This window comes from Chitinophaga sp. (assembly GCF_035538455.1).
Classification (GTDB): domain Bacteria; phylum Bacteroidota; class Bacteroidia; order Chitinophagales; family Chitinophagaceae; genus Chitinophaga.
The window spans coordinates 1-13,944 of the sequence record NZ_DATLKJ010000090.1; the positions used below are offsets into that span (position 1 = coordinate 1).

General features: G+C 48.3%; 10 protein-coding genes. 3 read left to right on the forward strand and 7 right to left on the reverse strand.

Features of this window, described 5'->3' with window-relative positions:
• Positions 1 to 55: 55 nt before the first annotated feature.
• The 6 genes from VM802_RS10505 to VM802_RS10530 all read right to left on the reverse strand — a co-directional run bounded on the left by VM802_RS10505 (position 56) and on the right by VM802_RS10530 (position 10,872).
• Positions 56 to 1,459, reverse strand: a complete 1,404-nt coding sequence (locus VM802_RS10505) for a right-handed parallel beta-helix repeat-containing protein (protein WP_325530097.1) — start codon at positions 1,457 to 1,459, stop codon at positions 56 to 58.
• A 541-nt stretch (positions 1,460 to 2,000) separates the two neighbouring features.
• A complete protein-coding gene (locus tag VM802_RS10510; RefSeq protein ID WP_325530099.1) occupies positions 2,001 to 3,614 on the reverse strand; it encodes a RagB/SusD family nutrient uptake outer membrane protein in 1,614 nt (537 codons plus the stop codon).
• Positions 3,615 to 3,625: 11 nt separating this feature from the next.
• Complete coding sequence (locus VM802_RS10515) at positions 3,626 to 7,009, reverse strand: SusC/RagA family TonB-linked outer membrane protein (protein WP_325530101.1); 3,384 nt, start codon at positions 7,007 to 7,009, stop codon at positions 3,626 to 3,628.
• A gap of 32 nt (positions 7,010 to 7,041) precedes the next feature.
• Positions 7,042 to 8,007 carry a FecR family protein gene (locus VM802_RS10520; protein ID WP_325530103.1) on the reverse strand — a complete coding sequence of 322 codons (966 nt, stop codon included), beginning with the start codon at positions 8,005 to 8,007 and terminating at the stop codon, positions 7,042 to 7,044.
• Between the two features lie 47 nt (positions 8,008 to 8,054).
• Positions 8,055 to 8,630 (reverse strand): RNA polymerase sigma factor, encoded by a 576-nt coding sequence (locus VM802_RS10525; RefSeq protein ID WP_325530105.1) that lies wholly within the window; start codon positions 8,628 to 8,630, stop codon positions 8,055 to 8,057.
• Between the two features lie 217 nt (positions 8,631 to 8,847).
• A complete protein-coding gene (locus tag VM802_RS10530; RefSeq protein ID WP_325530107.1) occupies positions 8,848 to 10,872 on the reverse strand; it encodes a glycoside hydrolase family 19 protein in 2,025 nt (674 codons plus the stop codon).
• Positions 10,873 to 11,581: 709 nt separating this feature from the next.
• On the opposite strand from VM802_RS10530, the gene VM802_RS10535 reads away from it, so the two are divergent.
• The 3 genes from VM802_RS10535 to VM802_RS10545 all read left to right on the forward strand — a co-directional run bounded on the left by VM802_RS10535 (position 11,582) and on the right by VM802_RS10545 (position 13,486).
• Positions 11,582 to 11,791 (forward strand): hypothetical protein, encoded by a 210-nt coding sequence (locus tag VM802_RS10535; RefSeq protein ID WP_325530109.1) that lies wholly within the window; start codon positions 11,582 to 11,584, stop codon positions 11,789 to 11,791.
• A gap of 89 nt (positions 11,792 to 11,880) precedes the next feature.
• Positions 11,881 to 13,050: a DUF4221 family protein gene (locus tag VM802_RS10540; RefSeq protein ID WP_325530111.1), complete on the forward strand. Its 1,170-nt coding sequence runs from the start codon at positions 11,881 to 11,883 to the stop codon at positions 13,048 to 13,050.
• Positions 13,025 to 13,486 carry a hypothetical protein gene (locus VM802_RS10545; RefSeq protein ID WP_325530113.1) on the forward strand — a complete coding sequence of 154 codons (462 nt, stop codon included), beginning with the start codon at positions 13,025 to 13,027 and terminating at the stop codon, positions 13,484 to 13,486. The genes VM802_RS10540 and VM802_RS10545 overlap by 26 nt, the downstream gene beginning before the upstream one ends.
• A 59-nt stretch (positions 13,487 to 13,545) precedes the next feature.
• Here the strand turns inward: VM802_RS10545 and VM802_RS10550 are convergent, their stop codons facing one another.
• On the reverse strand, positions 13,546 to 13,926 hold the full coding sequence (locus tag VM802_RS10550) for a YybH family protein (RefSeq protein ID WP_325530115.1): 381 nt from the start codon (positions 13,924 to 13,926) through the stop codon (positions 13,546 to 13,548).
• Positions 13,927 to 13,944 lie beyond the last annotated feature (18 nt).

Genomic DNA, 13,944 nt, shown 5'->3' on the forward strand with positions numbered 1-13,944 from the left:
TCTCCGCTGCATTTTAAATAACTACATAGCTATATAACTACATAAATAAATCACCTTACTTTCTATAGCCTGCGCTTGCCAGTTTTGAAGTGGAAACGGGCTGGTACATATTATTTGCGTCTACGCCGGCATCCGCTACTGTAGCGAATTTGGCGTTAGCGTTGATACTGGTACCTTCGATAGCCGATCCGGTGTTTTCTGTATAGATATATGAATTGAGTGTAACAGTACCGCCGAAAGTACGAGGCTCGATGAAGGCGTTGCCATTTACATTCACGGCGGTGGTCATGCCGAAGTATCCGTTGATGCGGAGAGATACGCCACCGGCTCTGGCGACGGTATTGTTGCTAACGGTTACCAGCGCTTTGTCGGTGCCTCTGAGGCTTATACCGTCATGTGCGGATTTACTATTGGCAAACAGGTTGTTGTGGATAATGTGCTGGGCGCCGTTTTCGCCGGAACCGTAGAATTGCAGCATTTCTCCCCATCCGTCATGTACGTAGTTGTCGTGTGTGTTGGTGTTGGTTGTGCGGCCGCCTACCAGGATACCGCCGTTGTGGGCAGAATTTTGCTGAAGGCCCCAGTTGACAACGGTATTGCCGTAGATTTCGAGTTTATCTGAAGCGGCGGTCTGGATACCGTCTGCGCCGATGTTCTGTACAATGTTGTTGTAGATTTTAACGTTGCGCCATTTGATTGGCTGTACGTATTCCTGTCCGGGGACGAATCCAGCGGTTGCGCCATAGTAAGGGGTATTGGCGGTGAGGTTCCAGTACAGGGCGGTGTGGCCTATGTACATGGCTTCATTGTTGGTACCCTGAACGGTAACATCATGAATAGAAAGGTTTTCCATCCAGGAGTTAGGATACTGAGTAGATGCATCACCTTTAACGGGATCTGTTTTAGCCCAGATACCGGTACCGCCATTGCTGATGGTAATGTTTCTGATTTCGAAGTTGTCTGTGTGAGAACTGAGGGCAAGATCGAAGTAGGCTTCTTTACCTGTTTGTGTGGAGCCGTTGATCAGAAATTCGGCTTTGGAAGTTTCGCTACCTGCCTTGATATAGTGACAGTTTACGAAGCTGAGGGCTGTGGCCCATGAGCCGCCACTCCAGGAGGGGTTACCGATAGTGGTAACGGCACCTTTCGGATTGCGGACGATAATGGGAGCTGATGCTGAACCACTGAGGTTCTTAATTACTACTGCGGAGAAGTTGCCTTTCAGGTTAATCACATCTCCCGGTTTGTAGATGTTGTTGGTTCCATCGAGTAGGAGTCTTCCCTGTGCATCAGGCACCAGTGTATACTCTCTTCCTACTGTACCACCCGGTTTAGGTTTTGCTTCTGAAGTTGGACCGTCGTCGACTGGACGCACATTTTCGGCTTTCTTGCAGCTTTCTGTTGCGGACAGGACAACTAAGGCTGCGCATAACAGAGCGGTCAGATGATGTCTGCTCATGGTTTTTCTGGTTATATGGTTTAGTGTGACAGCGACTACGCCGGTTAGTATTGCTGCAGGATACGGTTTTAGCGAATCGATCATCATTAGACTGCCGGCCAGTAATATGATGGTTGTGATCTGATCCAACGCGGACAAAGATCTGTTTTTTTGTGAAAAAACCTGCATCAGAACGGGCTGACACACTGTTTTATTATAGGCCAGAAGTGCGATCATCTGCTGTTATGAATTTCAATAGGTAAATAGTAAAGTAAAAAAATGATGCACCTCAGTGACCATAAATATTCTCTCTTTGTTACTGCTGCTGAAATGGAGCGGTGCTTAAAAATATTACTTATTTATCTATTGTATGATTAATTTTTATGCGTAAAAAATTTTAAGATTTTTTGAATTTTTTTTGCTGAAGCGTAGGAGCGACGAGAGAGATAGGTGAATTTAATAAATTAATCTGATTTATAATTCTATTAAAGCTTTCATATGAAACAAATAAAAAAGGCCGTCCATTACGACGACCTTTTCATTTGATGTACAGGCTTTTGCATTACCAGCCTGGCGTTTGTTTGTAAGCGCCATTGCTCCTGGATATTTCATCGGGGCTGATGGGCCATGCCATGTGTCTGTTGGGATCAAAGTTGCGCTGAGGCCAGATCTCCTTGATGGTATAGGAAGAATTAGGGTCCAGTTTATCTGTGTGACTGCGTCCGTGTAGCGGAGAGCGGATCTTGTCATAATCCCCCCATCTTTTCAGGTCCTGTAATCTGTCTGTCCATTCGCAGGCGAGTTCCACGCGGCGCTCGTGTTTCAGGTCATTGATTGTAGGATTAGGAACGGGAGTGAGGCCAACGCGTGCGCGCAGTTCATTGAGCGGAGCGGCGGCTTCACCGTTTCTGCCCAGTTTGATCAATGCTTCTGCTTTGAACAGCAGCACTTCTGCGTAACGCATCAGCGGCAGGTTGAGGGCAGTGGTAGGATAATCGCCGTTGGGGTTGATGAAGCTGTTGGTACCAGCTTTTTCATCAGCGCCATATTTATAAGGCTCCATGTATTTGTTGATCTGGAATCCGGAGAGGCTGTTGCTGGAGTAGTAAGCCCTGTCTTTCCCGAAGTAAGTGAACTTATCGCCGAATTTCAGGATGGTTACTTCACGTCTTGGGTCACTGGATTCATATTCTTCGTAGAGTTCTTCAGTGGGTTGAAAATATCCCCAGCCGTTGTAAACGCCCCAGCCTTTGTTTTCGAGGATTACGCCCGGAAACTCAGAACCACCAAGTACGCCGGATGTAACAGACCAGATATATTCGGAGCTCCAGTTGTTGGCGATGGTGAACACGGCCTGGTAGCTTCCTCTTGCATCGAGGCTACCGTCTTGTTTTTTAACTGTAACGAGTGCGCGATGTCCTTCGTCCCTGATCTTGTCGCAGAGCGCAGGGATAGGTTGCCATTTGCTGTTGTCGTACTGTGCCCAGTAAGCATAGGCTTTCACCATATATGCCCATGCAGCGGCTTTGTGTGCACGGCCACGGTTTTCAGCGCTATAGGTTTCAAACAGCGGCAGCATATCAGCAGCTTTCTGCAGATCGCTGATGATCTGTGCGTAATTGTCTGTAACTGATTTCAGTTGTGGGGCAATACGTTTGCCGTATTCAGCATTTTCAGGACCGTCGAAAGGAACGCCCTGGTCTTTATGTCCCCAGATGTATGCAATCCAGAAGTGGGCGAAGGCTCTTACAAAGTAAGCTTCACCCATTGCCTGCTTGCGGACATCATCTGTTACATTCTGTGCAGTAGACAGGCCGGCCAGTACCTGGTTGGCTTTGTTCAACATGAAATAGAGATCATTCCATCCGCCGGTGAGATAACCTTCTCTTCCACTGGGAATGAAGTTCTTGATATTTTCTCCGTCTGCCTTCACCCTTCCTACTACCAGGTCATCACTGGCATCCTGTATCCAGTAGAGATCGCGGCCCCAGGTAGATTCATTTCTCATGGTAACATACATGGCTGTTGTAGCTTTTTGTACGTCCTGGTTACTCTGCCAGAAGTGCGCAGTAGTGGGCGCGCCGTAGGGATTTGTATCCACCCATTTGTCTGTACATGCGCTGGCGCCTATTGTGAGCGACGCTGCTGTAAGTATATAAGTAAGTTGCTTTTTCATGATTGTGCTGATTAGAATTTAACATTGAGTCCTACCGCGTACACACGTGATACGGGGAATTGTCCGCCGTCCATACCGAAACCACCTACTTCAGGGTCCATGCCGGTGTATTTGGTGAAGGTGAGGAGGTTATCACCGCTGAAGTACACACGGAGACCTTTGTTCCAGCTCATTTTCTGGAAGGTGTAGCCGATGAGCAGGTTTTTCAGCCTGAGGTAGTTGCCGTTTTCCAGGTACCAGTCGGAGTTGGTCTGGAAGTTTTTGTTAGGATCGTTGGCACGGATAATAGGAATATTGGAGCCTTTGTTATCAGGAGACCATGCATCGAGGATCTTATCCCAACGGTTGTAACCCTGTTCGCCGCCATTCAGTGTTGTCATTTTGAAGGCATTGAAAAGCTTTACGCCGCCTACGCCCTGGAGGAAGAAGCTCAGGTCGAAGTTTTTGTAGGTGAAGTTAGCGCTGAAGCCGTAGGTAACTTTAGGCAGTGCGTTGCCCATGTACACGCGGTCTGCATCATCGATCTTTCCGTCTCCGTTCTGATCTACGAATTTAAGATCGCCGGCTTTGGCTGATGGCTGGATCTTCTGGCCATCCTTCTGATAAGCATTTGCTTCCGCATCGGACTGGAAGATACCATCTGTTTTTACCAGCCAGTAAGAGTAAAGCGGCTCATCTACTCTGGAGCGGAAAGGTAACAGCACGTTTCTGTAAGCATCGGTGTGTGCCCATGCAGAGCTTGGGTTTCCATCGATCTCCGTAACTCTGTTCTTCAGCGTAGCAAGGTTAGCGCCGATGTTATATCCAACAGCACCTATATGATCGTTCCAGCTAACTGCAAACTCAAGGCCCTGGTTGGCAATTTTACCCTGATTGATCAGCGGAGCGCCGAAACCGAAAGTGTTAGGCCAGTTAGTATCCTGGCGTCTGATAAGGTTATAGGTAAGTTTATCGAAGTAATCTACGGTAACGTTCAGGTGTTGTTTCAGGAAGCTGAGATCGAGACCGATGTCTGTCTGCCTGGATGTTTCCCAGCTCAGGTTAGGATTGAACTGGCTACCGATATACAGTGCATTTGACTGTGGTGCGCCATTACCGATCTGGTAAGTGTAATCTGCGAGCATTTTCACGTAACCATAGTTGGGAGCGATACTTCCGAGGTTACCGATACGGCCCCAGCTGGCCCTGATTTTCACGAGGTCAACTGCATTTACGTTGAAGAATGGCTCAGAGCTGAGTTTCCACGCAGCAGTAACGCCAGGGAAGCCTTGTGCACGTTTACCTTCAGGCAGACGGCCTGCGATGTCCACGCGGTAGCTACCTGTTAAGAAGTAACGGTCTGCCCAGCTGTAGGAGAGTCTGCCTACATAGGAAGCATTTCTGTCTACCCATTGATTGTCGGCAGGGCGGTCTTTATCAAAGATATTTGCATTGGTAAAGAACTGTACAAGGTCCTGTTCATAATCGAAGTTTCTCGCAGTAGCGCTGAAGGAGCGAAGACCTTCTTCCTGCGCAGTCATAGACACCATCGCGCCTATATTATGTCTGTTGAAGATCTTGTTATAGTTCAGCGTATTTTCCCATATCCACCTGTATGTTTTGTTGGTAGAGTAGTTCAGGAAGTTTTCGGTATTAGGCTTACCGGGTTCTGTTCTTCTGGGTGTGAAGTTCTTCCACAGCCAGTTGCTCTGACGATAAGAGAAGCGTGAGAGGAAGCTCAGGCCTGGAGCGATATCTGTTACGTTTACTTCAGATACTGACTGGAGGTCATTGGTTTTGTTGTAAGCAGTATTTCTCAGCAGGGTAGCTACCGGGTTAACGGCATCACCGTGAATACCGAGATATTTGGAATCTCTGGGGCCTACACCGCCGAATGTTCCGTCTGCATAATAAGGGGTGGCAGCGCGGGGCATGTAGATGGCCGAAAGGATAACACCGGTGTAACCGCTGGCCGTTTCAGCATCTCTGTTGTCGTTGTTGTTCCAGAATACGTCCTGTCGGAATTTCACATGTTTGTTGAACTGGTACCAGGTGTTGAAACGCAGTGAAATATTTTTGTTATAGGTATTCAGCAGGGTTCCTTCTTCGTTTTCGTAGCGGGCCTGGAAGAGGGTGGAGAACTTTTCGCCGCCGGCATTTACGCTGATGTTATGTCTTTGTGTAAGTCCGGTGCGGAAGATTTCTTTCATCCAGTCGGTGCGGGTTACCTGTGCGTAAGGATTCTTGGATGCATCCCAGCCTTCAAGCGGGCTTAAGCCGGCGTTCTTATAAGCGAGGTTAGATACTTTAGCTTCGTCTTCAGCGCGGAGCGACTGCAATGTGCGCCATGCCTGTTTGGCACCAGCAAAGCCGGTGTACTGCACAGTGGGTTGTCCGTTGGAAGCCTGTTTGGTGGTGATGAGGATAACACCCGCAGAACCGGAGAATGCACCGTATATCGCAGCGGAAGCCGCATCTTTCAATACAGTGATGGATTCCACATCAGCAGGGTTATAAGGAGCGTTAGGTACACCATCTACTACATACAGTACGCTTTCATTTGTCTGTGAGCCGACACCACGGATCATTACTTTCGGTGCGCTGGCGGTATGACCACCTTCGCTGACAACTGTAACGCCGGGAACGCGGCCCTGGATCATGGATTGCACGTTCATGGCCGGGCGTTCCCTGATCTGTTTCATGTCGGGAACAACAGATACTGCGGCGGAGAGATCTCCTTTCTTGGCGGTACCATAACCAATTACAACTACCTCATTGAGGCCGCTGTTGCTGGTCTTGAGCGTAACGTTGAGTGAGGAGCCATTGCCGGCGGGCAGTTCTGTTTTTTCAAAACCGATGGAGGTGAAACTGAGTATAGCATTGCTGTCGTCAACACTGATTTCATATCTTCCTTCTACGTCGGTGATCGCTCTTGTTTTTGTGCCTTTTACCCAAACGGTAACGCCGGGTACTGGTTCGTTTTTTTCATTCACGATCCGGCCGGTTATTTTATGGGCGGGCGTTTGTTTTTCCTGTGTTGAGGATTGTTCTGCTTTTCTGAGCAGGATGGCTTTATCGCTGACATTATATTCAATGCCGGATTTGTTTTTGAGGATAGCCAGCGCTTCTGCGAGCGTGATATTATCCGCTTTGAAATCTCTGACAGTGATGTTGTCGAAGTCTTGTTTTACATAGTTGAAAGTGAAGCTGCTCTGGCTGCCCAATGCATTTAGCACTTGGGAAAGTGAACTGCTGGAGACGTTGAGTTTCACTTTTTCATTCAGCCCGTTCTGGCGGCCATAGCCCAAGGCAGCCGGCAGGAGGCAGCATCCCAATAAAAGGAATCGTTTCATCCGGGAGCCAGCAGGTCCGTGCGGACGGATGTACTGATCCGGAATTGCAGATTTCGTTTTCATGATTGTTTTTTTACAGAAATTGTTAGCGCGTTTTAGTAAATGGATACTTGTCTGTCGGCGATTGTATATTGTTTGCGACTGATATAGCAGATATTACTGAGCATTTTTTCGAAGCTCTCATGACGGAACATGACCGTGATGTTTTTGTGGATGCCTTGTGTACCGGTCCAGTTGACGGTGTAGTTGTATCTGCTGCAAAGGCGTTCCACTGCGTCTTTGAGCGGTATGTCGGCAGCTGTGAAGGCGCCTTCTTTCCAGGCGGCTACCTGTGCGGGATCTGTTTCATGTATGTTCATGGCGGCGGCGCCTTCCTGCCAGGTAGCGGCAAAGCCGGGAGAGAGTACGGCTGCTGCGTGGTTGTTGGTGCGGGCCTGTACCTGTACTTTACCTTTTACCAGTGATACCCTTGTGATCTTTTCTTTGGTGTAAGCTTCCACATTAAATTGTGTGCCTAATACACCGATAGTGATGTCTCTGGTGCGGATGATGAATGGATTTTTTTCACTGGCCCGGATATCAAAGTAACCTTCACCAGACAATTCCACATTCCGCTCTTTTATATTGAAATTCTCTTTCCAGCTAAGGGAAGCATGGGCGTTCAGCCACACCTGTGAGCTGTCGGGGAGGATCACATATTTTATATGATTGCTTTCATTGGTAACGCGGACCACCTTGTTGAGTGCCAGTTGTGCTGGTTGTTGTATACGGTTTTGTCTCCACAGAAAACCGGCGCCTGCTACCAACAGGATACTGGCGGCGGCCCATCTTGTAACAGGGCGGTTCCACCAGTGTATTTTCACAGTGGCGGCGCTGTTGCGGAACCGGGACATAAACTGTTGCCGGCGCTGATCAGAAAGCGCTGAGGGAATATTGTCCGAAGTGCCTTCGCCGAGGCCGTCGTACCATTTTTCCAGCAGCTCCCTTTCTTCAGGTGTGCATTTTCCTTCCAGGTATTTTTCCAGTAGTGCGCGTGCGCGCTCATAGTTTTGTGGTGCCATCTACAGAAGAATACCCGCAACCCGGAAAATGTTAACCGGGTCCAAGGTTAAGAAATTGTAAACAACACTAACGAGGATATAAGGCTGGTGGTGAGGGCGGGGTTGGTGCTGATATGTGTTTTTACCTGTTTCAGGGCGCGGCAGTATAATACGCGTGCAGAGGCGGGATCAATATTCAGCTGGTGCGCGATCTTCTGATAGGAATAATGATGTTGTACGCGCAGCCTAAATAGTTGTTGTTGACTGGGAGTGAGGGTATCCAGGGCTTCCCGGAGCAATGCTTCTTTCAGGCCGTGCAGCTCTTCGCGGTCGAGTGCATCTGGTGTTTCGAGGGTATCGTTGAGCAGGGTTTCCAGCTGTTTCAGGTGTGCCTGATAACGGTAGGTGGTGCGGTAATACTTAAAAATTCTGAACTTCAGGGCGTTGAGGAGGTAGTATTCAAGCGATTCATCTTTCGGCACTTCCTCCCATTTCTCCCATAAAGAAAGTAAAACATCCTGTACTATGTCAAAAGCGTCATGGGCGTTGGTTTTAGCAACGGCAATGCCCAGCAGTTTATCCCAGTAAATAGACACGGTATCCTCGAAAGCCTCCTGACGTGCAGCATTTTTTTTCTTGAGCATAGTATAACAGTCGCCGCAAAAGTAGCGGATCAATATTACGTGTATATTAATTCTGTCGGTTCTTTCCGGCTACTCCTCCCTGTTGATCTGCATTTACATGACGTTGGCTGATATCCAGTATAACAATATAGAAATAGTTTGCGGAAAAGAAAAGGGCTAATAAATAAGGAAGCCCCTTCGTTTCTGCGAAGGGGCTTCCTTATTTATTAGCGGTTCCTTAATTCTTAATAAACGTCACGGCTGTATTCCTATAGCTTTTGCCGTCGCTGCTTACCTGCAGTAACCAGGTGCCTGCGGGGAGGCGGCTCACATCCAGTTGTATGGTGTGGGTGCCGTCGTGATCTGCTACATAATAACGTTGCTGGACACGTTGCATGGTAGTGCTGTGGAGCAGTGACAGATAGTACTTCCCGCCGGCGGGTGCGGTGAATTTCACATTCAGTGTGTTGCCGGAAACAGGGTTGGGATAAATGACCAGATCATCAGTGCTCCTGGCGGTGGATGCCTGAGCTCCGCAATCACGTATATAGGCCCAGGGTTTACCGGCGCCGCTGTTAAGATCGGGCGGATTGTTCTGTGTCCACCAGTTGGCTTTGTAGATCTTGTTTTTATACACAGCCTGGTCGCCGGCGGAATAGGCTTTGGATGAAAGCCATGCGGCGATGCCGCTGCAGCCGGTATCTGTGCGCGGACCGTTGGTGCATGCTCCGAGCAGTTCCCAGGTGTCGCTGGTACCGGGAACACTGGCGCTGCCGGCCCACCATTTATTGCGGTATATGCTATTGTTGTACAGTACAATATTGCCCGCAGCAGTATAGTTCTGTGATGCCTGCCATTGCGGGAGATTGCTGCAGCCTTCGAAGGTATTGCTGTTCCATACGGCAAAATCCACGGTGGCGGTAACGGTATCGAGGCCGGTTCGTATGCCTTTGGCCGTTGCTGTGTACTTCCTGTAGCCGGGAGGTGTCCATTTTATAATGGAGTCGTTGAAGAGCTGACCGTTTACGATGATCTGTACTTTGGTGATCTCCTTACGGGGGTCATTTTTGGTAACAGAGATTGTAACGGGGCTTAATGAGGTGGTGGAAAGGATACCGTTGGCGGGTTGCAGGAAACTGATGGATGTAAGGCTGGCGCATTCGGCATTGTCTACGGTAAAGCGGGCCATGTTGGCGCATCCGCAGTTGGCGGGGTTGTTGCCGCCGTTGAGTTCAATGCTTACCTGTTTGATGGTGGCGTAGCGCTGATAATGTCCGATGCGGCTCAATACTTTGGTGTTTTCCGTTGCACCGCCGCATTCGATGCCTCCGTTGATAATGTTAACGGTGGCGCCAAATCCGGGTTTCAGCCCGCCGGCCTGTTGTGCGGCTGTGGGTGTCCATTTGCCGGGGACGATTACATCATGACAGGAGGGTTTGGGATATTGTGGCGCCATCCAGAACCAGATACCTGTTTCGAAGGCGATTGCGCCATCCTGAATCACTTTTTCGGGATTGGCCAGTAGTACGTTTTTGTCGCCGAATATCAGCTCACTGGCCTGTCCGTAGTTATAGTTGTAGCTGAGTTGTATAGGGCCCCTGCCATGATATGATTTGCCTGGTGCGGGGGGATAGGTGGTATTGGTTTCATCGCGGTAGCCGATGTTGGTGGTGCCTTCATAGCCTTGTTCCTCGCGGAAGTAGAGGCCCCAGGCATATTGTCCGCCGGGGGCGGTGGGCCAGCCACCGGTTGTTTCCTGGGAGATGTTGGCCAGGAATGCCACCAGTTCCCGTTTACGGGCGTTGATATCGCCTTCACTGACGAAGGTGGCATAGTCGAGCACCTGTGGAATGATAGCCCGGGTATTCCAGGTGGGATCGTTGAAGCCGGCGTCGGTTCTGATGACTGTAGTGGCTCCGGTTGTTTTATCGGTGCGGGCGATACGGTAATAGTCCGTGCCACAGCGTCTTTCCAGCAGTACCTTTATATTAGACATTCGTCTGATGGCCTCCAGGAAATTGGCGTAGGAATAGAAGTCCTTGGCGGGAGTGGTTGGTAAGGTGCCGGTACCGGTGCGGTCGTCCGGATTGAAGCGATGAGGAAATATGACATCCCATTCTGCGCTGCTGATCAATGAGGCAGCGGAGGTATCTGCAATAGCAGTAGCCCGGGACAGATCTGCTGATGTTTTGCCCGCCGAAACACGCGGCGGCGAGCAGAGAAGACATAGTAGTACAGAGGTGATCAAAGGGTGGATTTTCATAACTCAAAACTGTTTGAAGTGTGGGGAAATGACCGGCAAGCTACAATCCGCCATTGCTATAATATCTCAGTAACGGTTGAAAACGTGTAGCCGTAAGGGATACTTTCGACAGGATCCGGACCACTGCTGCTGTACCGTCACCGGAGGTTGCCGGTTGCAAAATGCAACCGATAATCATTCGTCATTAACAAAAAGCTGTTCAAAAAAATTCCTGTTGAAAACGGTACATGAAAGTATTCTTCCTGTCAATTTCCGCAATTCGTCCTTACAAAATGCAATTACGTGTATCGTTTTTTCAAAACAGCGATATAAGCAACAACTTTACATCAGCTCGAAGGAATTACTGTTAACCTGCATAAAGCAGAATTTTTCCGGAAGGGACCGCCATCCTTTAACCTGAGAAGTTCCCTGTACCGAGGCCAGAAAGGAGCTGCCCCGCTGGTGGCTCCTCTGGCTGTGGTCAGGGTATATCATCTTTCTGCTGAAGTCTCACTGCTATTATATTACAGCCCAGAGAGAATTAAAAGGGAGTGCATAAATTATCAGGATAATTTCCTTATATTAGATTGTATTTCACGTTTTGATCTTTATGAAAACCTGCTGAAGCCAACTTGCTGTTTTGCATATAGTGTCATTCCCGGTAACATAGTGGTTATAGTCAGCACCAGTAAAACCGAATACTGCTTTCCTTCATTTAAACTATAACAAGATGAAAAAAATGCTCATCATTTCCGGCATTGCTGTCACTGCTTTCATTTGCTTTGTGTCCGGCAATACCTCTGCCAGATCCGGTTGCCCGGACGACCATCACGGCCTGCGCGGCAAATGCAGGGTTACCATCGTGAACGGTACATACATCTTTGCATGCGTTGAACCTGCAGATCCATTCCAAACAAACTGCACCTACTACGTAGAGTAGCGGCAGCCATGTTCAGCAGATAAATAAACAACGCCTGTGCGCGCTGTTTATTTGTTTAATTATTTACTACCGGCTACCAGACTGAATTTATGTTACAACGAACCTGCTTCACGGCATTATGCCTGTGGATAACTGTCGCATTCCATGCCTGCAACAACGGAAATGCCGCCACGTACTCAAACTGTAATATACATACGGATAGTATTGTACCGCTTCGTATATCCCTGAACGATACCCTGCAGTTGTATCTCGACAGCCTTATGGTGATGGAAATAGCCACACCGATTGATTATTATAGCGATGAAAAGCTGTTGCACGTATACGATAATCATAACAAACGTCTGCTCACTTATCCGGTTTCTGCTAATGGTACTGTCTATCCGCAACCGGCACATATGATGCATGTGAAGTCTAAAGTATCATGGTTCAGGTATGTATCACCAGACAGTCTGCTGTTGTATTCCTATGCGGGATCAAGGCTGTTTCGATATAATACCGTTGCAGACAGTATAACAGGAAAGTTATCTTTCTCTGAGAAGGACGTTTCGCATACGCCTGGTATTATGGCTGCGCATCCCTTTGCCTGTGCCGCTTCCCCGCTTTACTTTGTTCATCATGCGATTATCGGCACGGGATTCCTGCTGGGGGAAAAGGAGAATGAAAATATCGTCGGTCGTACTATCTGTGCTTCACTTGATCCGCTTACCGGAAAAACGAGCCATCATATTCCCTATTCAAAGGTATACGGGGAATACAACTGGGGAGGATCGCATATGCGTAATCCTTTTGCTACATTTAATACGCACACCGGCCAGCTGGCAGTAAGCCTGCCGGCTGATCATAATGTCCAGCTGATCGATAGTAGCTGGCGGGTGCATGAAGTATATGCGGGCAGTCGCCGTAACTTCTGTATTACTTCCATGCCGGTATCTAAAAGTAACAGGAAAGTACGGGACGCCATGGAAACGTTGCAATACTATATGAGTACACCTTCCTACCGGAATATTATCTATGATCCCTACCAGGACCGATACTACAGGCTGTTGGAGCTGCCACAGACAGGCAGTGGAGCGCCGGCGGGGAAACAGCCCTGTCTGATTGCTTTTAATAAAGATTTTAAGTATCTCGGTGAGGCTTTTATTCCGCCGGCCTTTGCGCTGGACAATTTTTTCGTGACTCCCACCGGGATCTATTTCCTCGATGTAAGTAATAAAGACCAAAATATAGCGCGATATGTACAATGTAAGCCGGAACTGTAAATGTATTCCACTTCTTTTTTCCGTACTGATACTATGTGCCTGTGGGACATCGCATCGCCGTCTCCACGGTAATCTGCGGTTGCTGGATAAACATATGCTGGTGGAAGGGAGTTATGTAGTTATTCCCAATGAAGGCTGTGAAGGCTGTATCAGTACTGCGGAGTCGTTCGTAAAAAAGAATATACACGCAGCTGCCAACATCCGGTATATCTTTACCAGGATACAATCTTCCAAGCTGCTGAAGATAAAGTTGGGTAATGATGTGATGTCCAGCAACCGTGTATTGCTGGATACTGCCAACATTATTGAATATCCTGATAAAGCGAATAATATTTACCCGATGGTCATTATCCTGCATGATGGCAAAATAGCAAGGGTGACCTATCAAAGCCCGGCGTCAAACGGACTTTCCGGGCTTTTGAACGGTGAAGAGTGACAGAAGGGTATGCCTTTGAATGACAAGGTCGGCTTCTTACCTTCTACCGAAATCTGACGTTAAGCGGTCGGACTGAATTCTGCGCCAAAGGCATGGTCTATCAATATTTTCCAGGTGCCATCCGGTTGTTGTTTCATTACTTCAATACCTTTGGCGCTTATCTTTACTTCGTCTCCGTCGGTGATATTCCATTCTGAGCGGCCCACTGCAAGGTTACCTGTCTGCAGGCAGTAGACGGTTTTGATTTCCATTTTTCCTTTAATAGCAAGGATAGACCTGATAGCCTCTTCAAATTGTTCTTTGCCTGAAACCGGTTTTCCTGGCTCGGGTACAATGATGCCGCTGGTATCATACATGTTCATGACGATGGCAGGATCTCCTGTGTTAAATGCAGCTGCAAGTGTAGCATGCGCGTCTTCTGCTCTTTTAGGTAAGTTCATGTGACAAATTTTTATGGT